Source organism: Acidovorax sp. GBBC 1281, assembly GCF_028473645.1.
GTDB lineage: Bacteria > Pseudomonadota > Gammaproteobacteria > Burkholderiales > Burkholderiaceae_C > Paracidovorax.
On the sequence record NZ_CP097269.1, the window covers coordinates 1,130,281 to 1,151,365 of the forward strand.

Here is a 21,085-nt window from a genome sequence, read left to right on the forward strand (position 1 = left end):
TCCTTTGGAGACGACATCAGAAATGGAGACGGTAGGTGAACAGCAGGCTGCGCGTGAGGCCCTGCAGCTGCAGGCCCGACTTGCCCACGCCCCAGCTCAGGCCCAGGTGGTCGGAGCCGAGCACGCTGCCGGCCATGCCCAGGCGCAGCTCGTAGCCCGGGCCGAGCACGCTGTGCCAGGTGCGGCTGGCCGTGGCGAATGGCAGCAGGGCGCGCGTGTATTCCTGCTCGTAGCGCATGTTGGTGGACACCTGCAGGCCATAGAAGCTGAAGCTCTCGGGCAGGAAGAAGTCCTGCCCCAGCGGGCCGGCGTTCACGGGCACGTAGCGGCGCACTTCCAGGTCCCGCGGTGCGAGCGTGTTCAGGTCGCGCCGCGAAAAATCGTGGTGCGACCAGAACGCGCCGAACTCCAGCAGCGGCGTCTCCTGCCGGTAGGTGTGCGTGTAGTTGATCGACGTGTGGCGGCCGCTGCCCAGCGAGGCGCCGGTCTGCAGCGTGTAGCGCTCGTCGGCATAGCCGATGGTGAACTGGTCCTGCCGCGTGGCCTGGTAGCGCAGGCTGGCGCCGGCGCGGTCCTTCATGCCGGCGATGCGCAGCGCCAGGCTTTCCTGGCTGGGCAGCTGCATGCCGAGTTCCATGCGCAGGGTCAGCCGGTTGTCGATGCGCTGCTCGTGCTCGACCTGCAGCGGCGTGTAGGCCAGAAAGCTCTCGCGGCGGCCGGCGCGGAACATCGTCTCGCCGTCGGGATGGCGCCAGCGCACCTGCACGTCCAGCGCACGCTCGTCGGGCGGGTTGCGCACCACGAGGACATTGGTGGCATGCCGGCGGATGCTGATGAAGTTCACGTCCATGGCCAGCCGCGGGCTGATGGCGATGTGGAACACCGCGTCGGCCTCGCTCTCGTCCATGCCGCCCAGCTGCTGGAACTGCAGCTTCGTGCCCGCGTGGTCGCTGAAGGCCAGCAGGCTTTCGGTGAGTTGCAGGTGCAGGGGCTGGTCGTCGTGCTGGTCCTGCTGGGCGTCGAAGGCGGCGGTCTGCGCGAGGCGGATGTCGTTCACGGCGCGCGCCGCGTTCACGCGGTCGTAGCGGGGCAGGCGTTCGTCGAACTCCTGTAGCAGCTGGCCGGTGGCGGCCTTGTCGTCTTCGGCCAGCGCGACCGTGATCTCGGCCCACAGCGGGCGGTTGCTGCGCACGCCGCGGCTGCGGGCGTACTGGTGCCACAGGAAGCCGCGCTCGGCCGTGTATTCGCCGGCGTCCTGCAGCCAGCCGATGGCCGTCTCGGCCGCCGCGTTGGACATGCCGCCCTGGGCGTCGCGGTCCAGGCGCAGCAGTTCGCGCAGCACGTCGACCGAGGGGTCACCGGGCCGCTGCGTGAGGAACAGCCGGGTGCGGGCGATGCGCCGGGTCTGGTCCAGGCCTTCTTCGGTGAGCCAACGCTGGCGTGCCTGCGCGGGCGTGAGGCGCACGCCGCCGTCGCCCTTGCGCACCGATTTCCATTCGCGCGACAGCAGTTCGCGGCGCAGCCGCCACGAGCGGTCGGACTGCTGGTTCTGGTCCAGCGCGTCGGCGTAGTTCATGAGCCACAGGAAGTCGTCCTGGTGCTCCCGCAGGTGTGGCGTGAGGTAGCGGTCCAGCGCCACCTGCGGCAGCGACAGGGCCTGGTAGGCTGCCGCCAGCGCATCGTGCACATCGCTGTCGCGTGCCCAGCTGCGCTCCTGCGTGGCCAGCAGGGTGCGCAGCGAGACGGCATCGTTGCTGTCGATGAATAGCCACATCAGCGCCTGGCGCATCTCCGACGAATCGGGGCTCAGCCGCAGGCCGGCTTCGAAGTGCCGGCGCGCCTCGGGCAGGTTGCCGGTGTTCTGGTAGTAGGTGCCGGCCAGCCGCAGGAACTCGGGAATCTGCCAAAAGCGCGCCAGCGAGCGCCGGGTCGCCGTGGGGCTCGCGTCCAACTGGGCGAGCAGGGGGCCGAACGCCTCCCACCGGCTGCGACCCGAGTACAGCGCCAGGGCCTCGACCAGGTAGCGTGGCTCGTCGAAACGCTGCCAGGCCAGCACGGACACGCGCGCGGCCTCCAGCGGCTGGTCGGTGATGAGCAGGCGCACCAGGGCGTCGAAGTCCGACACATCCGTGCCCTTGGTTTCCACTAGGCGCCGGTAGGCCTGTACGGCCAGGTCGTTGCGCTCGCGGCTTTCGGCCAGTTGGCCCGTGAGCCGCCAGAAGTCGGTCTCCATGTCCTGCGCGGGCAATTGCTGCTGCTGGGCCGTCTCCAGCCACTTCAGGCCTTCGTCGGGCCGGCCGTGGGTGAGGGCAAGGATGGCCGCGCGCATGGCGCGGGCGGGCGTCACCTGGGCCTTGTCGGCCAGCAGGCGGCGCCAGTTGTCGAGCGCGAGGGTGGGCTGGCCTGCGCGTTCGGCGAGGTTGGCCAGCAGTTCCACCGCCTGCGGGCTCTTGGCGTGGTCCTTCAGGTAGTCGATGGCGGGCTGCGGTTCGCCGATGCGCTCATAGGCATCCACCAGCGCGCGCACCAGGTTGAAGTCGTCGGGCCGGCTGCGCAGCTGGTGGCGCAGGGCGAGCACCAGGGCACCGTCGTCGAACTGCCCCGGCGCCAGGCGCAGCACGGCCTGCCAGGCGGCTTCCTTCTGCGTCTGCCGGGCGATGAAAAGCCAGTTTTCCAGCGCTGGGGCGGGGCGCTGCGTCCATTCGGACACCTGGGCCAGCCGCTCGCGCCACGCCAGGTTCTGCGGCTGCTGCTGCACGGCGGCATTGGCCAGCGCCCAGGCGTCGTCCAGCTTGCGGTTTTCGAGAAACACCTCGTAGCCCAGCGTGTAGATCTTGTCGTCGAAAGGCAGGCCGGGCGGCGGCACGTTGCGCGGCGCGGGCCGCGCGGCAGGGGTGGCCGGTGCGGCGGCGGTTGCTGCGGGCGTGGCTTCTGCCGCCTGTGCCATGCGCTGCAGGCGCCAGGGTCCGGCGGGCACGGTGTCGGGTGCTTGCAGGCGCAGCCACGGCGGCACCATCAGGTGGGCGCCATCGTCGTACCGGTGCAGCGGCGCGGCCGCTGTAGCGGGGCTCGTCAAGGGGCGCAGCAGGGCGCCCACGGGCCGCATGGCTTCGGCATCGTCGCCCTGGGCCAATGCGCTGGGCGGTGCCGGCCAGGGCGGGCTGAGCGAGATGCGCAGCAGGCGCCGCACATAGCGGTCCGCCACCGCCGGCTTGCCGGCGGCTCGGGCCAGGTTGGTGATCATGAGCAGCGTCTGCGGGTCGTCGGCCAGGGGGCCGATCTCGCGCTCAGCCAGGGCCAGGGCGGCCACGGGCTGGTTGCCCGACTGCAGCGTGCGCACGGCGGCCAAGTAGTAGGCCTTGGCCTGTTCCGGGTCGGGCGTGACCTGGCGCGCCAGCATGTACAGCTCGGCGCTGCCCGCGTAGTCACCCGTGCCCAGCGCTTCCTTGGCGGCCCGCTCGTACAGGCGCGCTGCCTCGCGCGGGTCTTTGGCCTCTTGCGCCAGCTGGCGGCTCATGGCGACGCCGGTGGCGCGGTCTTCCATTTCGGCCGCGCGGCGGGCCAGCAGCAATTGGCGGTCGGCGGGCCACTTTTCCTTGGCCAGGGCCTGGAGCTGGCGCTTGAGGCCCTCGCGCTGGGCTTTGCGGCGCTCGGTTTCCTTCTCGGGCGTGCGCTGGTATTCGGCGTACGACAGGTCCCACAGGCTCCACAGCGCGTCGCGGTGCAGTTCCGGGTCGCTGGAATCCAGCGCGGGCTGCAGCGTGGCCCGCGCGTCCGCCATTTCGCCCACGGCGATCTGGCGCTGCGCCAGCAGCAGGCGCAGGCGGGGGTTGTCGGGATCGCTGCGCAGCAGATTGGTCAGGTAGGCCACCGACAGCGCGATGTCGGTGGTCTCGGACAGCCGGCGCTCCAGATCCTGGCGGGGGTACAGCAGCCACAGCCCCCCGCCGACCATGCTGGCCAGCAGGGCGATCAGCCACGAAGGCGCCAGGACGGGGCGCTCAGCGGGCTGGGCACTGGAGCTGGATTTGCGCAGCAGCATCGGCGATCCGGAATTGTTGGACATCCGGGCCGGCCGGAGTGGCCGCCCGCGTGGGGGTGAGCAGTTTCTGGTTGGCGCGCACCTGGCAGTTGCCGGCCGCCGCCACGCTGAACGCGAGCGGGGCGTAAGCCTTCAGCGTGAACTCGGTGCGCGCGCCCTGGTCGCGCACGTTCCAGTCGCCGAGCCGGCCGTTGGCATCGAACAGGTAAGGGTCCTGGGCCACCGCGGCGGGCGTGCTGGCCGTGGCCGCAGGCGCCGCGGCGCCGGTTTCGGCCGCCGCGCCACGGGTCTGCACCCAGGCCGCGCCGCCGGTCAGGTGCACGTAGGTGCCCTCGGCACCGGCGCGGTAGCCCGCCACGCCCTGGCTGGCCTGCACCATCGGCGTGCCGAGGGCCGGGGGCAGGCGCAGCGTGCGCAGCTCGCCGTCGCCGCGCACGCGCCAGCCCGCGCCGTCGCGCGCCAGCGCGTAGGTGTGGAAGTCGCGCACCTTGCGGATGAACTCCGAGGCGAACACCGGGTGCAGCGGCTGGGCCACCGCCCAGTCGTACACCTTGCGCAGCACGTTGAGGCCGGCGCGCTTGGTGGTGGAGTACACGTGGTAGTAGATGTCCACGGGCTTGATGCGGCGGGGCGTTTCCGTCATCTCGAAGCTCTGCAACACCTGCTCGTAGCCGTAGTAGGGGCCGCGCCACAGGTTGGTGTAGATGTTCTCGTTGGTGATGGGCGCGTACACCTGCAGGTAGCCGTTCTTCTGGATGCCGTGCGCCCCTACCGCGGTGAGCGAGGGGTTGGTGCGCGTGATGGACGTGTCGCCGCCGTTCATGTTGAGCAGGCCCGCGCGTTCGGTGATCTCCAGCGCCTCGGCGCCGGGCGCAGTGTCGCCCGACCACAGCAGGATCTTGACCTTCTTGTCCGGCGGCGCCAGCCGGGTGTTGATGTATTCGGTCGAGCCCACGATCTCGCGTTTCAGGTCCATGGTGTAGCCGGGCACGTCCAGGCTCATGGCGGCTTCCGAGTTCTCGCTGAACAGGCCGTGGCGCACGCTGCGGTCCCACAGGAACGGGTGCGAGTAGGTGTGGCTGGCGATCTCCACGTGGGGCAGGCGGAACATGCGCCGCGCGATGTCCTCCAGTTCCTTGCTCATCTCCGGGTGCAGGCCGTGCGGCGCGATCTCGGCCTCGATCACGGACATGGTCTGCGGCACGTTGCGGTATTTCTCGAACACTTCCTTGAGCAGCACCAGCCCGGCGTTGGGGCTGCCCGGCAGTTCGGCCAGGGAGGGGAAGCCGTCGCCGTCCACGTGCGAGAACATCAGTCGGCGGCCGTTCTCGGTGGTCACGTCCGGCACCGGAATAGGTGGCAGGCGCAGCGCCTGCGTGAGGAAGGCGAAGGGGTCCACCACCCAGCGCGCGTAGTCGGTGCCCGGCACCTCCACCACGACGAAGGGGTCCATCACGAAGCCGCCCCAGGGCATGATCGCGCCGCCGACGAAGGACTGGCCGCGCTGGTCCTTGAACTCCACCAGGGAGCGGCCCGCCTGCACCGGCACGCCGTTGCGCATGACGGGCTCGAACTGCGCCCGGGCCGCCGGCTCCACTGCCATCTCGAAGCCCATCATCGGGTCCTGGACCACGGGCTTTTGCGTGCCGCGCGGTGGCGAGGCATTGCCCTGGATGCCCAATTTGTCGTTGAGCTGGCGGTCCAGCGCGAAGCCGAAGTTGCCGAACACCGCCAGGGGCGTGCGCTCGGCCAGCCGGGCCTGCAGCCACTGGTTCATCGCCTTGGTGCGGGTCTCGGGCAGGAAGCCGGAGAACCACGTCACGATGCCCGCATAGCGATCCTGATACACGCCGGCAGGCAGTTCGTTGCGCACGTCCGCATAGTCCACCACGTAGCCCATGTGGTTGAGCGGCATCTGCAGGAAGCGGTGGGCTGCGGCGTAGTTCAGCGCCGGGCTTTCGCCGCCGTAATAGACCACCAGCACCCGCCGCGGCACCACCTCGATGCTGCCGATGCCGACGGTGTGCACCTGGCTGTCCGTCACCCAGGGGATGAAGCCCAGGTCCTTGATCTTTTGCGCCGTGGCGCGCGTCAGCTCGCGGTCCGCGGGCGGCACGTAGTCGATCGCCAGCACCGGCAGGCCGTCGCGTTCGCGAATCGTGCGCAACTGGCCCAGCAGCCATTCGCGGTCTTCCGCCTTGACGGGTTCGTAGCGCTGGGCACCGGCGTTCCAGCCCTGGTAGAGCGACTCGGCCGCCACCATCTGGATCTTGTCCTTGACCCGGGGCACGACCTCGAAGCCGCGGTTCAGGATGAGCTTGATGCCCGGAAAGCGCTGGTGCAGCAGTTCGATCACCCGGACGATGCCGGCCTGTTGCGCCGCCTCGTCGAACTGGTTGGTGAGCCGGTACGAGTCGAGGGTGTCCAGGAAAAAGCCGCGGTAGCCGCTTTGCCACAGCGGGCCGACCACGCGGGAGGCGAAGAACTCAGGCCAGTCGGCTGGCGTCTGGTCGATCACCTCGGAATTCCAGGCGCCGTTGCGGGCCAGCTTCCATGCCGCGGGGATGTCGCCGTAGTAGGGGCGGGACGACTGCACCTCCGCCACCGAGACGTAGGCATACAGCTCGCTGCCGCTTTGGCGGTAGGACACGGGGTCCTGGCCATGGCCGGGTTCGACCACCACGATGTCGAACACCTTCAGCTCCGACAGCGGAGCGGCCGGACCGTAGTGCAGTGCCACCGCCGGCGCAGCGGCCCACGCCCAGGCCGGCAGCACCAGGAATAGGCTTAAAAACAACAGTCGAAGCGTGGTTGGCACGATGGGTCGAGGGTGGGGACGCACAAGATGAAGCGGTTCGGATGCAGGGGATCTCGTTCGGATCATTGGGCCTGGCATCGTGGAAGCGGTGACTCTTCCGATTGAATGTTGCTACTTATAGACACATTGGCGCGGAAAAGGGAGACGGATACACCCCTGCATTAAGAAAAACAATCGAAACAATAGGTTTCATATGTGCATATTCCACACCGAAGTTCCGCACCGGGTTAAATACCAGTACGGCTCCATTTCCCCATCTTGACGGCTGGCAGGGTTTTGTGTTTTCCCGCCGACTTCTTTCGCGCGGCGCCCGGAACGGTACGCGGGGCTCGGGCATCCGGTTTCAAAAAAGGAGAAATTTCGTGATCCTCGTCACAGGCGGGGCCGGCTTCATCGGCTCCCACACTTGCGTCGCGCTGGCAGCCGCCGGCATTCCCTACCTCATCCTGGACAACTTCGGCAACAGCCGCCGCTCGGTGCTGGACCGCCTGGCCCGCATCACGGGTGCGACGCCCGAGTGCATCGAGGGCGACGTGCGCGACGAAGCCCTGCTGGCGCGCATCTTTGCCGAGCACCCCATCGAGGCCGTGGTGCATTTCGCGGCGCTCAAGGCGGTGGGCGAGTCGGTGCGCCAGCCGCTCGCGTACTACGACAACAACGTGGCCGGCACCGTGGTGCTGCTGCGGGCCATGCAGAAGGCGGGGGTGCGGTCGCTGGTGTTCTCCTCGTCGGCCACGGTGTACGGCGAACCGGCCTCGGTGCCGATCCGCGAGGATTTCCCCCTGTCGGCCACCAATCCCTACGGCTGGACCAAGCTCATGATGGAGCAGGTGCTGGCCGACGTGGATGCGGCCGAGCCCGGCCAGTGGCGCATCGCGCGGCTGCGCTACTTCAACCCCGTGGGCGCCCATGAGAGCGGCCTGATCGGCGAAGACCCGCAGGACGTGCCCAACAACCTGCTGCCCTACGTGGCCCAGGTCGCCGTCGGCATGCGCGAGAGCCTGAGCGTCTACGGCGACGACTACCCCACCCCCGACGGCACGGGCGTGCGCGACTACATCCACGTGTGCGACCTGGCCGACGGCCACGTGGCGGCGCTGCGCTACCTGCGCGAGCACCCCGGCCTGCTCACCGTGAACCTGGGGACGGGCCGGCCCGTGTCGGTGCTGGAGATGGTGCGCGGCTTCGAGCGCGCGAGCGGCCGCCTGGTGCCCTACCGCGTGGTGGCGCGCCGGCCGGGCGATGTGGCCCAGTGCTGGGCCGACCCGGCGCTGGCCGAGCAACTGCTCGGCTGGAAGGCCCACCACGGCCTGGACCGCATGTGCGCCGACGCCTGGCGCTGGCAGGACGGGGCGGCGCGCACGCTCTGACGCGCCGCGTCTCAGGCCGGCGCTTGGGCCGGGACGCCGTCGCCGCGCGGCGCATCGGGCTCGGTGTCCAGCGTGGCGGCGTGCACGGCCGCCTCTTCCTCGGACAGCAGTGCGCCTTCCCACTTGGCCACCACCGCGGCGGCGATCGAATTGCCCACCGCGTTGGTTGCCGAGCGGCCCATGTCGAGGAACGTGTCCACCCCGAGGATCAGCAGCAGGCCGGCCTCGGGAATGTTGAAGTGGTTGAGCGTGGCGGCGATCACCACCAGCGAGGCGCGCGGCACGCCCGCCATGCCCTTGGAGGTCAGCATCAGGATCAGCAGCATGGTCACCTGCGTCTCCAACGGCAGGTGGATGCCGTAGGCCTGCGCGATGAAGAGCGTGGCGAACGTGCAGTAGATCATCGAGCCGTCGAGGTTGAACGAGTAGCCCATCGGCATCACGAAGCTGGAGATGCGGCGCTTCACGCCGAACCGGTCCAGCGCGTCCAGCAGCTTGGGGTAGGCCGCTTCCGAGCTGGCCGTGGCGAACGACAGCAGGAACGCCTCGCGGATGTTGCGCAGCAGCACGATGATGCGCCGGCCCAGGGCCAGGTAGCCGGCCAGGATCAGCACGGCCCACAGGATCACCAGCGCCAGGTAGAAGTCGCCCATGAACACGGCGAACTTCAGCAGGATGCCCAGGCCGTTCACCGCCACGGTGGCGGCCATGGCCGCCAGCACGGCCACGGGGGCGAACTTCATCACGTAGCCGGTGATCTTGAGCATCACGTGCGACAGCTCCTCGATGCCGCGCACCAGCGTGCGGGCTTTCTCGCCCAGGCCTGCCAGGGCGATGCCGAAGAACATCGAGAACACCACGATCTGCAGGATCTCGTTGTTGGCCATGGCCTCCACGAACGAGCGCGGGACCAGATGGTTCACGAAGTCCTTGAGCGTGAACTTGGACGTCGCCAGGTGCGCGGACTGCCCCGCATCCGGCAGCGCCAGTCCCATGCTCGCGCCCGGCTGCAGCACGTTGGCCAGCACCAGGCCCAGCAGCAGCGACACCAGCGATGCCGTGAGGAACCACCCCATGGCCTTGGCGAACACCCGGCCCACCGACGACGCATCGCCCATGTGGGCGATGCCCACCACCAGGGTGGAGAACACCAGCGGCGCGATCAGCATCTTGATGAGTCGCAGGAACACGTCCGACGCGATGGAGATGTAGCCCGCGATGCGCGCGGCTTCCTCCGGCTGGAGCACGTTGGCGTGGATCAGGTGGCCGATCACGATGCCGAGCGCCATCGCGACGAGGATGCCGACCGCGGGCGGGAGCTTTCTTTTCTTGGGCTGCATGGGTGACAGGGCGCGGCCGGCGGGCCCCGAAATGGGGAGCCGGCGATGCACCGATTTGGGGAAAACCCGCGATTGTGCTGCGTGCGGGACGCCGCCCTGCCACCGGCCCCGCGCCCCTGCCCGGCGCGTGGCGGGCTCCTACAATCGCCGGATGACCGCCACTCCGCCCGTGCCGCCCTCCGCGCGCTCCGTGACCTTCCATGGCCTGCCCGCGCTGCAGCTGGCGCTGCCGACGGGCGAGACCGCCACCGTCGCGCTGCAGGGCGCCCAGGTACTGTCCTGGACCGGCCGCGATGGCGCCGAGCGGTTCTTCCTGAGCCCGCGCGCCGTCCTGGACGGGCACGCGCCGATCCGTGGGGGCGTTCCCGTGTGCTTTCCCCAGTTCAACCAGCGCGGCCCGCTGGCCAAGCATGGCTTTGCGCGCACCTTGCCCTGGCGGGTGGAGCGCAGCGAGGCCGATGGCGACAGCGGCAGCGATGGCCCCGTGGCCCGCGCCGTGTTCGCGCTGGACGACACGCCCGAGACGCGGGCCTGGTGGCCCCACGGCTTCGCGGCGCGCCTCACGGTGGTGCTCTCCGCCGAACACCTCTTGCTCGACCTGTCGGTGCGCAACACCGGCACCACCCCCTGGGATTTCACCGCCGCGCTGCACGGCTACTACCGCGTGAGCGACATCGCCGCCACCCGCGTGGAGGGGCTCGACGGCTGCGCCCGCTGGGATTCGGTGGCCGACGTGCATTCGGTGCAGCAGGGCCCCGTGGCGTTCGACGGCGAATACGACTGCATCTTCTCGGCCGCGCCCGCGCCACTGCGGCTGCACGCGGGCGACCACGCGCTGACCCTCGCGCAAAGCCCGTCCTGGGGCAACACAGTGGTCTGGAACCCCGGCGCCGCGCTGTGCGCGAAGCTGGCCGACCTGCCCCCCGACGGCTACCGGCACATGGTGTGCGTGGAAGCCGCCTGCATCGACCATCCCATGCACCTGGCGCCCGGCGCCGGCTGGTCGGGCTGGCAGCGCCTGGGGGCCGGCTGAGCCGCCCCTTCACCCGTTTCTTTCTTCGGACCTCCCATGCTTGCCAAACGCATCATTCCCTGCCTCGACGTGACCGGCGGTCGCGTGGTCAAGGGCGTCAACTTCCTCGAACTGCGCGACGCGGGCGACCCCGTCGAGATCGCCGCACGCTACAACGGCCAGGGCGCCGACGAGCTGACCTTCCTGGACATCACCGCCACCAGCGACGGGCGCGACCTCATCCTGCACATCATCGAGGCCGTGGCCAGCCAGGTCTTCATTCCGCTCACCGTGGGCGGGGGCGTGCGCACGGTGGAAGACGTGCGCCGCCTGCTGAACGCGGGCGCCGACAAAACGAGCTTCAACTCCGCCGCCATCGCCAACCCGGATGTCATCAGCGCCGCCTCGGCCAAGTACGGCGCGCAGTGCATCGTCGTGGCCATCGATGCCAAGCGCCGCCAGGGCGAGGACCTGCAGGCGCGGGGCGAGGGCTGGGACGTGTACAGCCACGGCGGGCGCAAGAACACCGGGCTGGACGTTTTGCAATGGGCCACCGAGATGGCGCGGCGCGGCGCGGGCGAGATCCTGCTCACCAGCATGGACCGCGACGGCACCAAGTCCGGCTTCGACCTGCAGCTCACCCGCGCGGTGAGCGACGCGGTCAGCGTGCCGGTGATCGCCTCGGGCGGGGTGGGCAACCTCGACCACCTGGCCGACGGCGTGCAGCAGGGCGGGGCCGATGCCGTGCTGGCCGCCAGCATCTTCCACTACGGCGAATACACCGTCGGCCAGGCGAAGGCGCGCATGGCCGAGCGGGGCATTCCGGTGCGGCTGTGACGGGCCGCACCCGGGGCCGCGCCCGCCTCGCGGCGGGGATCTGCACGGTCCTTTTCGCCGCCGTGCTGGCAGGCTGCGCGCAGGGTTCGCGCTCTGCGGGCAGCACGCCGGCGCCGTCCTATGCCTCGGGCTACTTCGACCGCGCGCCTTGCGCCGACCGCATCGGCCGCTGCTTCGACGCCACCATCGGCGGCCAGCCGGTGGAGGTGATCGCCACGCGCGAGGAGTTCGAACGCCTGCGGGCGCAGCTGCGCGCCCTCGACGGCGGCGTGCGCGACGTGTACTGGACCGTGCGCCGCCCCCTGGGCAGGGCCGCGGCGCTCGATGTGGAAACGTTCGCCAACGCGTTCGGGCGTGCCCATGTCGGCGAGCCCCGCGAGGAGGCCGACGTGACGGTGTACGCCCTCGACGGGCAGAACCTGGAGAGCGAGACCGAGCACGTCGCCAGCCCCGACGTGCGCATCGGCGGCCGCCCGGCCGTGGTGCAGCAGGAGACGCTCACGCAGGACACGCTGCCGCCCGGCCGCTACGCCTTCGCCATCAAGTACCTGGGCCGCACGAACTGGGACCGCAAATGGGTGTTCCTGTCGGTGCAGTGAGGCCCGCATGCTTTTTTGCATGAAAATGGCCTTCGGAACAATCGATACTAGGGCGTTATGCTATTAAAATAATAGCAAATCATGCCTTTCCCGCAGTGCAGCAAATGACCGAGAATGACTCCATGAACTGGCTCGACGAAGTGAAATGGGATGCGCAGTGCCTGGTGCCCGCCATCGCGCAGGAGGCGGCCACGGGCGATGTGCTCATGTTCGCGTGGATGGACCGCGAGGCCCTGGCCAAGACGGCCGAACTGGGGCGCGCGGTGTATTTCAGCCGCTCGCGCGGCAAGCTGTGGTTCAAGGGCGAGGAGTCGGGCCACGTGCAGACGGTGCACGAGATCCGCCTGGACTGCGACAACGACGTGGTGCTGCTCAAGGTGACGCAGCTCGGCCACGAGCCGGGCATCGCCTGCCACACCGGCCGCCACAGCTGTTTTTTCAGCGTGCTCAAGGACGGCGCCTGGCAGGCGGTCGATCCGGTCTTGAAAGACCCCGAGTCCATCTACAAATAACGGCAATGCCCATGACCATTCCCCTCACCGACGTCCCGGCTGCTCCGCAGGCCCGCCCGTCCGAAGACGCGCTCGCGCGGCTGGCCGCCGTGATCGAAAGCCGCAAGCCCGCCCACGGCGGCGATGCCGACAAGAGCTACGTGGCGCGGCTGCTGCACAAGGGGCCGGACGCCTTCCTCAAGAAGATCGGCGAGGAAGCCACCGAGGTCGTCATGGCCGCCAAGGACGTGGACCATGGCGCCCACCCATCCAAGCTGGTGTACGAAGTGGCCGACCTGTGGTTTCATTCCATGATCGCCCTCGCGCACTACGGCCTGACCCCGGCCGACGTGGTGGCCGAGCTGGAGCGCCGCGAGGGCACCAGCGGCATCGAGGAAAAATCCCTGCGCAAGGCCCTGGCCCGCGCCAACGACGAAGGAGCCAACGCGTGAGCGACATCATCGACGTGGAGCCGAACGAGCGGGCCGAATCGCTCAAGACCGTGGGTTGGATCAGCTATTTCCTGCACCTGATCGTCGCCGTGGGCGCCGTCATCCCCGGCGCGCAGCCGGGGGCGCTGCTGCTGGTCATCGCCCTGGTCATCGACCTGGTCAAGAAAAGCGATGCCGAAGGCACCTGGCAGGCCAGCCATTTCTCGTACCGCATCCGCACCGTCCTCTGGGCCGGCGTGCTCTACGTGGTGACCGCGCCGCTGTGGCTGCTGTTCATCGCGCCGGGCTGGATCGCCTGGGGCCTGATCTCCATCTGGTTCCTGTACCGCATCGTGCGCGGCATGGTGGCGATGAACAAGGGCCAGGCGATCGATGCCTGAAGCAGCGGCCCCCGCAGCGCCGCGGCGGCTCAACCTCGCCCTGCAGGGCGGCGGCTCGCACGGGGCGCTGACCTGGGGCGTGCTCGATGCGCTGCTGGAAGACGGGCGTTTCACGCTGGACGGCATCAGCGGCACGAGCGCCGGCGCCATGAACGCGGTGGCCCTGGCCCACGGCTTCGCGCAGGCCGCCAAGGCCCACCGGCATGCCAGCGCCGACGCGGCGCACCGCGCCGGCTGCGAGGCGGCGCGCGCCACGCTGCGGCGGCTGTGGGAGGGCGTGGGCGCCATGGGCAGCCTGCTGTGGGGCGTGCCGCTGGCCTCCAGCCCCTTCATGGGCATGATGACGCAGTGGCTCTCGCCCTACCAGACGAACCCGCTGGACATCAACCCGCTGCGCCGCCTGCTGGAGCGCGAGGTGGACTTCGACGTGCTGAGCGCCGCGCGCCACCCGCGCGTCTTCGTGTGCGCCACCAACGTGCGCACCGGGCGCGGCGAGATCTTCTCCGGCAAGGCCCTGAGCGCCGATGCCGTCATGGCCTCGGCCTGCCTGCCCCTCCTGTTCAAGGCCGTGCAGATCGGCGACCAGCACTACTGGGACGGCGGCTACTCCGGCAACCCGGCCTTGTACCCGCTGATCTACAACACCGAGTGCAGCGACGTCCTGCTGGTGCAGATCAACCCCATCGAGCATGCCGAGGTGCCCGACACCGCCTCCGAGATCATGGAGCGCATGAACGAGGTCACCTTCAACGCCAGCCTGCTGGGCGAGATGCGCGCCATCGAGTTCGTGCGGCGCCTGCTGGCCGAGGGCAAGCTGGATGCGCGGCGCTACAAGAGCGTGCGCATGCACCGCATCGACGGCGGCTCGCTGCTGGCGGGCTTTGGCGCCTCCAGCAAGACGCGCGCGGACCTGCCGTTCATCCGCCAGTTGTTCGAGCTGGGCCGCACCGCGGGGCAGGGCTGGATCCAGGCCCACCAGGCCGATGTCGGCGTGCGTCCCACGGTGAACATGGCCGACAATGCCTGACCCGGCGCCTCCAGCCAAGCCCCGTTTTTCCAGTTCCACTCCACCCTCCCTCCATGCAGCACGATCCGAACTGCCTTTTCTGCAAGATCATCGCGGGCCAGATTCCCTCCAGGAAGGTGTATGAGGACGAAGACATCTTCGCCTTTCACGACATCCACCCCTGGGCGCCCGTGCATTTTTTGATGGTGCCCAAGGAGCATGTGCACTCCATGGCCGGCGTGACCGAGGCCCATGCCGGCGTGCTGGGCCGCATGATGGCGCTGGCCCCGCGCTTGGCGCTGGAACAGGGCTGCAATCCCTATCCCGAAGGCGGTTTCCGCATCGTGGTGAACACGGGCACCGAGGGCGGTCAGGAAGTGCACCACCTGCACGTTCACGTGATGGGCGGCCCCCGACCCTGGCTCAAGGGCTGAACCGGCGGACGCAGGAAAGGCCGTGGAGCCTGGGCGCCGCAGGGATATGAACTTCCCCGTCATGCGGCGGGTCTAGAATGGTCCGTATTCGTTAGGAGATTGACATGGGTTCGTTTTCCATCTGGCACTGGCTGATCGTGCTGCTGATCGTGGTGATGGTGTTCGGCACGAAGAAGCTCAAGAACATGGGCTCCGACCTGGGCGGCGCCGTCAAGGGGTTCAAGGACGGCATGAAGGACGGCTCCGCGAGCGATGTGCCGCCGTCCACGCCCCCTGCGGGCCAAGTCGTCAACCACACCGCTGCCGACCCCAAGGGCACCACCATCGACGTCGAAGCCAAGCACAAGGGCTAAAGCCCTGCCGCCCCTGCTTCCATGATTGATATTGGCCTGTCCAAAATGGCGCTGATCGGCGCCGTGGCGCTGATCGTCATCGGCCCCGAGAAGCTGCCGCGCGTGGCGCGCACCGTCGGCACGCTGCTGGGCAAGGCGCAGCGCTACGTGGCCGACGTGAAGTCCGAGGTCAACCGTTCCATGGAACTGGACGAGCTGCGCAAGATGAAGGAAACGATGGAAGGTGCCGCACGCGACGTGCACCAGAGCATCCACACCAGCGCCAGCGACTTCGAGAAAGACTGGAACAACGACTTTTCCGGCACCGCGTCCGGCACGGGCACCGACACCGGTGTGTCGTACGATGCGGCCGGCGACGCCAGCGTGGTGCCCGCGTACAAGCACCCCGGCAAGAACTGGCGCCTCAAGCGGGGCGCCACGCCGCAGTGGTACAAAGCCCGCAGCGGCGTGCGCACCAAGGCCCAGTCGGGTGCGGCGCGCGTGGCCCGCTTTCGGCCCCAGAAATTCCATTGATGGCTGCGCACCCCGCGCAGCCACCCGCGCGGGTGCAATGCCCGCCCCTCCTGCACCATGTCCGAAACCCCCACTAAAGAAGACGAGCTGGCCGGCACCGAACAGCCGTTCGTGCAGCACCTCATGGAGCTGCGCGACCGCCTGGTCAAGGCGCTGATCGCCATCGGCATCGCCGCGGGCATCCTGTTCCTGTACCCCGGCCCGGGCGCGCTCTACGACCTGCTGGCCGCGCCCCTGGTGGCGCACCTGCCCAAGGGCGCCACGCTGATCGCCACCTCGGTGATCTCGCCGTTCATGGTGCCGCTCAAGATTTTGCTGATGTCGGCCTTCCTGCTGGCACTGCCCGTGGTGCTGTGGCAGGTGTGGGCCTTCGTGGCGCCGGGCCTGTATTCGCATGAGAAGAAGCTGGTGCTGCCTCTGGTGGTCTCCAGCACGCTGCTGTTCCTGGTGGGCGTGGCGTTCTGCTACTTCTTCGTGTTCGGGCAGGTGTTCGCCTTCATCCAGGGCTTCGCGCCCAAGAGCATCACCGCCGCGCCTGACATCGAAGCGTACCTGAGCTTCGTGCTCACCATGTTCCTCGCGTTCGGCCTGTCGTTCGAGGTGCCGATCGTCGTGATCGTGCTGGCGCGCATGGGGCTAGTCAGCGTGGAAAAGCTCAAGGGCTTTCGCGGCTATTTCATTGTGCTGGCCTTCATCATCGCCGCCGTGGTCACCCCGCCCGACGTGGTGTCCCAGCTGGCCCTGGCCGTGCCGATGTGCCTGCTCTACGAGCTGGGCATCTGGGCGGCGCAACTCTTCATCCGCCACACCAAGGCGCCCGAGGACGAACAGGCGCAGGAACCCACCTGACATTGGACTTGGGCTGGGCAACGCCTGCGCGGCGTGCCTTGCCCTTGCGCGCTGCCGTCCGGTCGCATCGCCGATGGCAGGGCGTGATCGGGTGATCGATTCTTCATGCCGGCGCTGATGCCGCGCCAGGGGTTGCCTGCAGTGCGCTCCACGGCCTGTTCGATGGCCTGATCCGCGCCGGATGTTCACGTCGCGCCGGCGAGCCTTCAAGACCACGGCGCTACCCATGGGCCGCCCGCAAGGCCCATCCATCACCCATCCGTTTCAATCGTGTCCCGCGGCGGAGCCCCCGGGACAACGCCTCTTCAACGCTGTGGCTGAGGTGCCCGCTGCGGCCGGGGCCGGGTTCCGGGCACCACCTCCAGCTCCACCTGCGAATCGCCGCGCTGCAGCTGGAACGTGGCGGGCGTGCCGGGCTTGAGCGAGGCCACGGCGGTCAGCAAGGCGGAGACGCTGGCGGTCGGCTTGTCCTGCACCTGCACGATCACGTCGCCCGGTCGCATGCCGGCGCGGGCGGCGGGGCCGTCCTGCAGCACGCCGGTGATGATCACGCCCTCGGAGGCCTTCACGCCGAAGGTCTGCGCCAGTTCGGGCGACAGCTCGTTCGGCTCCACGCCGATCCAGCCGCGCGTGACCTGCCCGTCCTTCACGATGCCGTCCAGCACCAGCTTGGCGGTGGACACGGGAATGGCGAAGCCGATGCCCATGCTGCCACCCGAGCGCGAGTAGATGGCGGTGTTGATGCCCATCAGGTTGCCGTTCACGTCCACCAGCGCGCCGCCCGAATTGCCGGGGTTGATGGCCGCGTCGGTCTGGATGAAGTTCTCGAACGTGTTGATGCCCAACTGGCTGCGGCCCAGCGCGCTCACGATGCCGCTGGTGACCGTCTGCCCCACGCCGAACGGGTTGCCGATGGCCAGCACGTGGTCGCCCACGGCGAGCTGGTCGGAGTTGCCCAGCACGATCACGGGCAGCTTGTCCAGCTGCACCTTCAGGATGGCCAGGTCGGTGTCCGGGTCGGTGCCGATCACGGTGGCGCGCGTGCGGCGGCTGTCGGTCAGGGTGACCTCGATCTCGTCCGCGCCCTCGACCACGTGGTTGTTGGTCAGGATGTAGCCGTCCGGGCTGATGATCACGCCGCTGCCCAGTCCGGTCTGCGCCTGCTGCGTGCCCTGGTCGCCGAAGAAGAACTGGAACCACGGGTCGTTGCTGCGCGGGTGGCGCACGGCGGCCTTGCTGGTGTTGATGCTGACCACCGCCGGCGCGGCCTTGCGCGCCGCGGCGGCGAAGCTGCCGGGGGCGGGGGGTGCGGCCGGGGTGCTGGGGGCTTCGATGAGCGCCACCCCCGCGCCGCTACGGGTCGCGCCGCGCCGCAGCCAGTCCGGCTGGAGGGTGGCGACGACGAAGTAGGCCGCGACGAGCACCGTCACGGTCTGGGAAAACAGCAGCCAAAAGCGCTTCATGGTGGGCAGGGAAGAAAACCGGGGGAAGGGCGATTGTCGCCAGTTTGGGCCGGACCTTGGGCGAACAAGGCCCCCGGCCCGTCAGCCCGGGGTCAGCCCCATGGGGGCGCCGCTCAGGGCAAACCCTTAAAATGCCGCAGCGACTGCCACCGCACCCCCCGTCCCGTTCTCCCCGCGCGGCCCGGCCCACCGGCCCCGCCGCCTGCAACACGCCCCATCCGGAATGCCTGCTGAACGTCGGCCGCGCACCGCGCCCGCGGTGCCGCGCAGTCCCGCCATCGATCTCTCCGGAACCTGCCCATGACTTCTCCTTCCCCCGCCGCTGGCGCCCTGGCCGCTGCGCCCCGCCGCCCGCTCACCCGCCACGACTACCAGACGCTGGGCCTGTCCGCCCTGGGCGGCACGCTCGAGTTCTACGACTTCGTCATCTACGTCTTCTTCGCCGCCGTGCTGGGCGGGCTGTTCTTCCCGGCCGACATGCCCGACTGGCTGCGCCAGCTGCAGACCTTCGGCATCTTCGCCGCAGGCTACCTGGCGCGCCCCGTGGGCGGCATCATCATTGCCCACTTCGGCGACAAGCTGGGCCGCAAGCGCATGTTCACGCTGTCGATCTTCCTGATGGCCGTGCCCACGCTGGTCATCGGCCTGCTGCCCACCTACGCCAGCATCGGCGTGGCGGCGCCGCTGCTGCTGCTGGCCATGCGCGTGCTGCAGGGCGCGGCCATCGGCGGCGAGATGCCCGGGGCCTGGGTGTTCGTGGCTGAGCACGTGCCCGCCAACCGCTACGGCCTGGGCGTGGGCACGCTCACGGCCGGCATCACGGGCGGCATCCTCCTCGGCTCGCTGGTGGCGATCGGCATCAACCGCAGCTACGCGCCCGCCGAGGTGCAGGAATTCGCCTGGCGCATTCCGTTCATCCTGGGCGGCGTGTTCGGCCTGGTGTCGGTGTATCTGCGGCGCTTCCTGCACGAGACGCCCGTGTTCCAGGAACTGGCGGCCCGCCGCGCCGTGGCGCGCGAACTGCCCGTGAAGACCGTGCTGCGCGAGCACCGCGGCGCGATGCTGCTGGTGGCGTTGATGACCTGGGTGCTGTCCACCGCCATCGTGGTCGTGGTGCTCATCACGCCGACCTACCTGCAGAAGGTGTTCCACATTCCCGCCACGCTGGCGCTGGAGGCCAACGCGGTCGCTACGCTCACGCTCACCATCGGCTGCGTGATCGTCGGCTGGGCCACCGACCGCTTCGGCACCCGCCCGGTCATGCTGGTCGGATGGGGCGGGCTGGTGGTCACCACCTACCTGTTCTACACCGGCCTGCCCGGCACGCCGGCCTCCCTGGTCTTCCACTATGGCCTGATCGGTTTGTTCGTCGGCTCGATCGCGCTGCTGCCGATCGTGGGCGTGCGGGCCTTCCCGCCCGAGGTGCGCTTCACCGGGTTGTCCTTCTCGTACAACATGGCCTACGCGGTGTTCGGCGGCATCACGCCCATCCTCATCACGCTGTGGCAGCAGCATGACGTGCTGGCCAATGCCCACTACGTGGCGGCCATGGGCGTCCTGGGGTTCGCGCTGGGCTTCGTGCCGCTGGCTTCGCGCGGCTGGCAGCCTGCGACGCGGGGGTGATTGGAACGAAGGCGCTGTTTTTTGAACGGGGCCAGCCGCTGCCCAGGGGACATCGGGCAGAAGGAGGCTGGCGCCAAGATTTCCGGGATGCGGTTTTCGGCCATGACCTGACACGCCCAGGCCCATTTCAATGGAATCGCTTGTCGCCCAGGAATTTGCATTGAAAAAAGTTTTTCAAAGCCTGCTGCGAATTTGCGGCGCCTTGCTTTTGGTCTTGTTCGGCCTGCTGGCTGGTGTTGCAGCCATCACAACCATGCCGGGAAACTCGCATCGGGGACCGCTTCCCGCTTTGAGCGCTCAAGAGCGGGAGCTTTCCATCCGGCTGCGCCAACACGTGACGGCCATCGCGTCCACGGAGCACAACCACCGGCATCACGAAGCGTTGGAGGCAGCCTGCGCATACCTCGAATCCGAGCTGGTGGCTTCCGGCTTCGTGGTGCGGCGCGAAGAATTCACCGTCGCTGGCAAGGCCATGCGCAATTTGGAAGTCACCATTCCCAGCAAGCGGTCGCCGGGCCGTAGCGCCCTGGTCGTTGGTGCACACTACGATTCGGCCCAAGGCAGCCCTGGGGCCAATGACAACGGGACCGGCGCCGCAGCGCTGTTGGAACTGGCCAAAAGATTGAGAGGCGGTGCTGAAACCGCAAAGTCAGACATCGTGTTGGTCCTGTACACCAATGAAGAGCCCCCGTTCTTTCGTACTCCACAGATGGGGAGCGTCGTTCACGCGAAAGGATTGGTATCGCAGGGCATCAAGGTCAAGGCCATGTTGTCGCTGGAAACGATGGGGTACTTTTCTGAAGAGTCAGGTTCTCAAAGGTATCCCTGGCCGCTCAACCTGTTTTTTCCCAGTCGAGGTGACTTCATCGGCTTCGTCGCAACCACTGCCGACTGGCGGCTTGTTCGTCGGGTCGTCCAGTCGTTTCGGGCGCACGCCGCTTTTCCGTCCGAGGGGATCGCTGCACCTCGTTTCGTGCCAGGCGTCGATTTTTCCGACCATGCCGCCTACCTGAACGAGGGCATGCCAGCATTGATGGTGACGGACACGGCTCCGTACCGGTACCCCTACTATCACACCGACCAGGACACGCCGGACCAGGTCGATTTCGACAGTTTGGCGCGCGTGGTCTCGGGCCTGCTCCCCGTTGTACGAGGCTTGGCCGCAGACGATTAGGACGCAGGCCGCGACCGGCCTGCTTCGCGCTCGTGTGCCTTGGAAGCCACGGGCTCTACGCTTTGCAGGGGCGCGCCTTCCGCATTTCCCAAGGGGATGTGTTCGGCGGGCGCATGGGGTCCGCCGGTTTTGTCTCGATGCTTCTTCCCCTGATCGTGGTGCCACTTGATGGCCAGAAACATGCCCGTGCCGAGCACGATCACTTTGAATGCGATGAAGACTATCGGGAACCAATCCATCTTGGGGTATCTCTTGCTGGTTGCGTGGCGCAACGGCCCTTGATCGTAGCGAACGGGTGGGGCGCCTGTTGGGCCGTCGCGCTGGGCATT

At 68.5% G+C, this 21,085-nt stretch carries 19 protein-coding genes; 14 read left to right on the forward strand and 5 right to left on the reverse strand.

Going from position 1 to position 21,085, the window contains the following annotated elements:
• Window positions 1-16: 16 nt before the first annotated feature.
• Together M5C96_RS05105 and M5C96_RS05110 are read right to left on the reverse strand one after the other, a co-directional pair.
• Window positions 17-4,066: a tetratricopeptide repeat protein gene (locus M5C96_RS05105; RefSeq protein ID WP_272567620.1), complete on the reverse strand. Its 4,050-nt coding sequence runs from the start codon at window positions 4,064-4,066 to the stop codon at window positions 17-19.
• On the reverse strand, window positions 4,002-6,860 hold the full coding sequence (locus tag M5C96_RS05110) for a bifunctional glycoside hydrolase 114/ polysaccharide deacetylase family protein (RefSeq protein ID WP_442867360.1): 2,859 nt from the start codon (window positions 6,858-6,860) through the stop codon (window positions 4,002-4,004). Before M5C96_RS05110 ends, M5C96_RS05105 begins: the two co-directional genes overlap by 65 nt.
• A 362-nt stretch (window positions 6,861-7,222) precedes the next feature.
• Here M5C96_RS05110 and galE point away from each other — a divergent pair, with 362 nt between their 5' ends.
• A complete protein-coding gene (gene galE, locus M5C96_RS05115; RefSeq protein ID WP_272567622.1) occupies window positions 7,223-8,230 on the forward strand; it encodes a UDP-glucose 4-epimerase GalE in 1,008 nt (335 codons plus the stop codon).
• An 11-nt stretch (window positions 8,231-8,241) separates the two neighbouring features.
• Here galE and M5C96_RS05120 read toward each other — a convergent pair whose 3' ends face one another.
• Window positions 8,242-9,570 carry a dicarboxylate/amino acid:cation symporter gene (locus M5C96_RS05120; protein ID WP_272567623.1) on the reverse strand — a complete coding sequence of 443 codons (1,329 nt, stop codon included), beginning with the start codon at window positions 9,568-9,570 and terminating at the stop codon, window positions 8,242-8,244.
• Between the two features lie 151 nt (window positions 9,571-9,721).
• On the opposite strand from M5C96_RS05120, the gene M5C96_RS05125 reads away from it, so the two are divergent.
• The 11 genes from M5C96_RS05125 (at window position 9,722) to tatC (ending at window position 16,496) form a co-directional block, all read left to right on the forward strand.
• Window positions 9,722-10,603: a D-hexose-6-phosphate mutarotase gene (locus M5C96_RS05125; protein ID WP_272567624.1), complete on the forward strand. Its 882-nt coding sequence runs from the start codon at window positions 9,722-9,724 to the stop codon at window positions 10,601-10,603.
• 36 nt (window positions 10,604-10,639) lie between these two features.
• Window positions 10,640-11,419 carry an imidazole glycerol phosphate synthase subunit HisF gene (hisF, locus tag M5C96_RS05130; RefSeq protein WP_272551361.1) on the forward strand — a complete coding sequence of 260 codons (780 nt, stop codon included), beginning with the start codon at window positions 10,640-10,642 and terminating at the stop codon, window positions 11,417-11,419.
• On the forward strand, window positions 11,416-12,018 hold the full coding sequence (locus M5C96_RS05135; protein WP_272567625.1) for a hypothetical protein: 603 nt from the start codon (window positions 11,416-11,418) through the stop codon (window positions 12,016-12,018). Before hisF ends, M5C96_RS05135 begins: the two co-directional genes overlap by 4 nt.
• A gap of 122 nt (window positions 12,019-12,140) precedes the next feature.
• Entirely contained in the window at window positions 12,141-12,530 is a 390-nt protein-coding gene (gene hisI / locus M5C96_RS05140) for a phosphoribosyl-AMP cyclohydrolase (protein ID WP_272567626.1), read from the forward strand.
• 11 nt (window positions 12,531-12,541) lie between these two features.
• A complete protein-coding gene (locus M5C96_RS05145) occupies window positions 12,542-12,961 on the forward strand; it encodes a phosphoribosyl-ATP diphosphatase (RefSeq protein WP_272567627.1) in 420 nt (139 codons plus the stop codon).
• Window positions 12,958-13,341 (forward strand): DUF4870 family protein, encoded by a 384-nt coding sequence (locus tag M5C96_RS05150; RefSeq protein WP_272567628.1) that lies wholly within the window; start codon window positions 12,958-12,960, stop codon window positions 13,339-13,341. The genes M5C96_RS05145 and M5C96_RS05150 overlap by 4 nt, the downstream gene beginning before the upstream one ends.
• Window positions 13,334-14,368 (forward strand): patatin-like phospholipase family protein, encoded by a 1,035-nt coding sequence (locus tag M5C96_RS05155; protein ID WP_272567630.1) that lies wholly within the window; start codon window positions 13,334-13,336, stop codon window positions 14,366-14,368. The genes M5C96_RS05150 and M5C96_RS05155 overlap by 8 nt, the downstream gene beginning before the upstream one ends.
• Before the next feature lie 53 nt (window positions 14,369-14,421).
• Window positions 14,422-14,781: a histidine triad nucleotide-binding protein gene (locus tag M5C96_RS05160; protein WP_272567632.1), complete on the forward strand. Its 360-nt coding sequence runs from the start codon at window positions 14,422-14,424 to the stop codon at window positions 14,779-14,781.
• A 104-nt stretch (window positions 14,782-14,885) separates the two neighbouring features.
• On the forward strand, window positions 14,886-15,134 hold the full coding sequence (gene tatA, locus M5C96_RS05165) for a Sec-independent protein translocase subunit TatA (protein WP_272567634.1): 249 nt from the start codon (window positions 14,886-14,888) through the stop codon (window positions 15,132-15,134).
• A gap of 21 nt (window positions 15,135-15,155) precedes the next feature.
• Window positions 15,156-15,647, forward strand: a complete 492-nt coding sequence (gene tatB, locus M5C96_RS05170) for a Sec-independent protein translocase protein TatB (RefSeq protein ID WP_272567635.1) — start codon at window positions 15,156-15,158, stop codon at window positions 15,645-15,647.
• A gap of 57 nt (window positions 15,648-15,704) precedes the next feature.
• On the forward strand, window positions 15,705-16,496 hold the full coding sequence (tatC, locus tag M5C96_RS05175; protein ID WP_272567636.1) for a twin-arginine translocase subunit TatC: 792 nt from the start codon (window positions 15,705-15,707) through the stop codon (window positions 16,494-16,496).
• Between the two features lie 305 nt (window positions 16,497-16,801).
• Here tatC and M5C96_RS05180 read toward each other — a convergent pair whose 3' ends face one another.
• Window positions 16,802-17,959: a S1C family serine protease gene (locus M5C96_RS05180; protein WP_272567637.1), complete on the reverse strand. Its 1,158-nt coding sequence runs from the start codon at window positions 17,957-17,959 to the stop codon at window positions 16,802-16,804.
• Between the two features lie 300 nt (window positions 17,960-18,259).
• Here M5C96_RS05180 and M5C96_RS05185 point away from each other — a divergent pair, with 300 nt between their 5' ends.
• Both M5C96_RS05185 and M5C96_RS05190 read left to right on the forward strand, forming a co-directional pair.
• Complete coding sequence (locus M5C96_RS05185) at window positions 18,260-19,582, forward strand: MFS transporter (RefSeq protein WP_272567639.1); 1,323 nt, start codon at window positions 18,260-18,262, stop codon at window positions 19,580-19,582.
• Between the two features lie 130 nt (window positions 19,583-19,712).
• A complete protein-coding gene (locus M5C96_RS05190; RefSeq protein WP_272567640.1) occupies window positions 19,713-20,756 on the forward strand; it encodes a M28 family peptidase in 1,044 nt (347 codons plus the stop codon).
• On the opposite strand, the gene M5C96_RS05195 is transcribed toward M5C96_RS05190, so the two are convergent.
• Complete coding sequence (locus M5C96_RS05195; RefSeq protein WP_272567642.1) at window positions 20,753-20,995, reverse strand: hypothetical protein; 243 nt, start codon at window positions 20,993-20,995, stop codon at window positions 20,753-20,755. The genes M5C96_RS05190 and M5C96_RS05195 overlap by 4 nt on opposite strands.
• Window positions 20,996-21,085: the final 90 nt, after the last annotated feature.

Bases quoted from the DNA above. Each gene is read 5' to 3' on its own strand.
- M5C96_RS05105 (WP_272567620.1), bottom strand. From the start codon at position 4,066: ATGTCCAACAATTCCGGATCGCCGATGCTGCTGCGCAAATCCAGCTCC.
- M5C96_RS05120 (WP_272567623.1), bottom strand. From the start codon at position 9,570: ATGCAGCCCAAGAAAAGAAAGCTCCCGCCCGCGGTCGGCATCCTCGTC.
- M5C96_RS05125 (WP_272567624.1), top strand. From the start codon at position 9,722: ATGACCGCCACTCCGCCCGTGCCGCCCTCCGCGCGCTCCGTGACCTTC.
- hisF (WP_272551361.1), top strand. From the start codon at position 10,640: ATGCTTGCCAAACGCATCATTCCCTGCCTCGACGTGACCGGCGGTCGC.
- hisI (WP_272567626.1), top strand. From the start codon at position 12,141: ATGAACTGGCTCGACGAAGTGAAATGGGATGCGCAGTGCCTGGTGCCC.
- M5C96_RS05145 (WP_272567627.1), top strand. From the start codon at position 12,542: ATGACCATTCCCCTCACCGACGTCCCGGCTGCTCCGCAGGCCCGCCCG.
- M5C96_RS05155 (WP_272567630.1), top strand. From the start codon at position 13,334: ATGCCTGAAGCAGCGGCCCCCGCAGCGCCGCGGCGGCTCAACCTCGCC.
- M5C96_RS05160 (WP_272567632.1), top strand. From the start codon at position 14,422: ATGCAGCACGATCCGAACTGCCTTTTCTGCAAGATCATCGCGGGCCAG.
- tatA (WP_272567634.1), top strand. From the start codon at position 14,886: ATGGGTTCGTTTTCCATCTGGCACTGGCTGATCGTGCTGCTGATCGTG.
- tatB (WP_272567635.1), top strand. From the start codon at position 15,156: ATGATTGATATTGGCCTGTCCAAAATGGCGCTGATCGGCGCCGTGGCG.
- tatC (WP_272567636.1), top strand. From the start codon at position 15,705: ATGTCCGAAACCCCCACTAAAGAAGACGAGCTGGCCGGCACCGAACAG.
- M5C96_RS05180 (WP_272567637.1), bottom strand. From the start codon at position 17,959: ATGAAGCGCTTTTGGCTGCTGTTTTCCCAGACCGTGACGGTGCTCGTC.
- M5C96_RS05185 (WP_272567639.1), top strand. From the start codon at position 18,260: ATGACTTCTCCTTCCCCCGCCGCTGGCGCCCTGGCCGCTGCGCCCCGC.
- M5C96_RS05190 (WP_272567640.1), top strand. From the start codon at position 19,713: ATGGAATCGCTTGTCGCCCAGGAATTTGCATTGAAAAAAGTTTTTCAA.
- M5C96_RS05195 (WP_272567642.1), bottom strand. From the start codon at position 20,995: ATGGATTGGTTCCCGATAGTCTTCATCGCATTCAAAGTGATCGTGCTC.